Annotated in this window: 3 protein-coding genes; 2 read left to right on the top strand and 1 reads right to left on the bottom strand. The window is 68.6% G+C overall.

Annotated elements, in window-relative coordinates:
- The coding region (locus tag Q7W29_10580; GenBank protein MDO9172265.1) for a pitrilysin family protein at nt 1-461 on the bottom strand (461 nt) is incomplete at its 3' end.
- A 155-nt stretch (nt 462-616) separates the two neighbouring features.
- Between Q7W29_10580 and Q7W29_10575 the strand changes: the two genes are divergently transcribed.
- Together Q7W29_10575 and Q7W29_10570 are read left to right on the top strand one after the other, a co-directional pair.
- Nucleotides 617-1,510 carry a DUF3473 domain-containing protein gene (locus tag Q7W29_10575; protein MDO9172264.1) on the top strand — a complete coding sequence of 298 codons (894 nt, stop codon included), beginning with the start codon at nt 617-619 and terminating at the stop codon, nt 1,508-1,510.
- Between the two features lie 162 nt (nt 1,511-1,672).
- The coding region (locus tag Q7W29_10570; GenBank protein MDO9172263.1) for an SBBP repeat-containing protein at nt 1,673-2,151 on the top strand (479 nt) is incomplete at its 3' end.

Genomic DNA, 2,151 nt, shown 5'->3' with positions numbered 1-2,151 from the left:
CAGGTCACGCCGAAGCCCGAGGGCTGGTCGTCGTACATGTGGTTCTCGTGGACCAGCACCTTGCGCTCGGCGTCCAGCGCCGCGGGCTCGAACTCGGAGTGGAACAGGGCGTCGTGCAGGATGTCGACCGCCGCCGGCAGGTGCTCCGCCGGCACGGTGATGTGGTAGTTCGTGGTCTCGTAGCCGGTGCCGGCGTTGGTCGTACCGCCGAGGTCGGCGACCTCGCGCGCGAAATCGCCCTCGGCCCGTCGTTGCGTGCCCTTGAACAGCAGGTGCTCGATGCCGTGCGCCCAGCCGCGCACCCCGTCGGGCTCCAGGTTCGAGCCGACGCGCACCCAGAGGTTGCAGACCGCCACGGGGCTGCGGCGGTCCTCCATGACGATCAGGCGCATCCCGTTGGTCAGGCGGGCCGTGACGGCCCCGCCCATCGTGCCACGGGACGCGAGGTGGCGCTGCGGCATGGAGTCTCCCCGTCGGTGTGAGCGCAGCCGCCCGGGCGCACCCCGTCCGGCTCCGGCCAGAGTAAGGGGGACGGTCCCGCTTGGCGACCACGGATTGACGGGCGGCGGCGGGTGTGACAGCCTGCGTCTAGACTGGGGGTCCGAACGGAGGGGACGTGAACGCGACACCGGACATCCTGACCATCGACGTCGAGGAGTGGTTCCACGGCCACAACTACCTCGACCAGGCGCCCCCGGACACCTGGCAGGGGCGTGAGAGCCGCGTCGTCGGCAACACCGAGCGCTGCCTCGAACTGCTGGCGCAGCACCGCGTGAACGGGACCTTCTTCGTCCTGGGCTGGACCGCCGAGCGCCACCCGGACCTGGTGCGCCGCATCGCGGACGCCGGCCACGAGATCGCCTGCCACTCGCACGCGCACCCGGTCGTCCACCAGCTCACGCCCGAAGAGTTCCGCGCCGACCTGCGCCGGGCGCGCGCGGCGCTGGCCGCCGCCGGGATCGACCGCGTCGACGGTTTCCGCGCCCCGAGCTTCACCATCACCCCCGCGGTGCACGGCTACCTGCACGTGCTGCGCGAGGAGGGCTTCGCCTACGACTGCTCGCTGTTCCCCGTCCACCACCCGCACTACGGGCAGCCCGCGTCGCCGCGCCGGCCCTTCCTGCTGCAGCCGCCCGACGATCGCCGGGAAGAGCCCCTGCTCGTGATGCCGATGACCACCGCGCGCGTCCTGGGCGTGAACGTCGGCTTCGCCGGCGGCGCCTACCTGCGCCTGCTGCCGGTGCCCGCCTACCGCGGCCTGCGCGCGATCGCCCGCCGCCAGGGCCAGCCGATCGTCACCTACCTGCACCCCTGGGAGCTCGACGACTGGCGTCCCGGCCGCATCGGCCAATCGCCGGTGAAGCGGCTGCTCAGCCAGGGCGGGCAGAACTCGACCTTCGCCAAGCTGGAAGGCGTGCTGCGCGGCGGGAATTTCGTCACGATGGGGGAGCACGCCGCGTCGCTGCGGCGCGACGGCGGCTTGCCGACGCGAACGCTGCCATTGGTCTGAAACTCGATTCATGATCAATAATTATACGGTAGCCCCGTAACGAGGCGTGACGTCGTAGACGGCGGTAGATGGACATGGTATCTTCGTGTCCTATCGCCCACAACGAGGTTGCCATGGCGACCGCGAATTCCATGTCAGCCACCATCATCGGCGAGGTTCGCCATGAAGACTCGTCACCTCGTGACGCTGCTCGTGCTGGCGGTGCCGGTCGTTCTGTTATGCAGTAACGTTCAAGCCGACCCGGGAACGTCGTTGACCTATTGCACCTACCTGGGCGGTGTCTCGGGCGATCACCCTGACGATATCGCCATCGACAGGGTTCACCACCGTTATGTCATCACCGGCTCCACGGTTTCCAGCGACTATCCGACGACCCACGGCGTCATCCAGGAATCCCGCCCGCACGGGACCCCCTACGCAGATGCGTTCGTGTCGGTGTTCGACGCGATCAGCCACGAACTCGTCTGTTCCACGTTCCTCGGCGGGTGGTACACCGAGGGTGTCCAGGAACTGGCGCTGGACGAAGCCGGGAACATTTACCTCGTCGGCATGACCAACTCGACGGATTTTCCGGTGACGCCCGACGCCTACGACCCCTACAACGGCGGGTGGATGCAGGACGGGTTCATCATCTCCCTGAC

Source organism: bacterium (genome assembly GCA_030654305.1).
Taxonomy (GTDB): domain Bacteria; phylum Krumholzibacteriota; class Krumholzibacteriia; order LZORAL124-64-63; family LZORAL124-64-63; genus PNOJ01.
The sequence above is the reverse complement of the archived record's forward strand: the minus strand, read 5'-3'. Positions and strand labels throughout refer to the sequence as shown.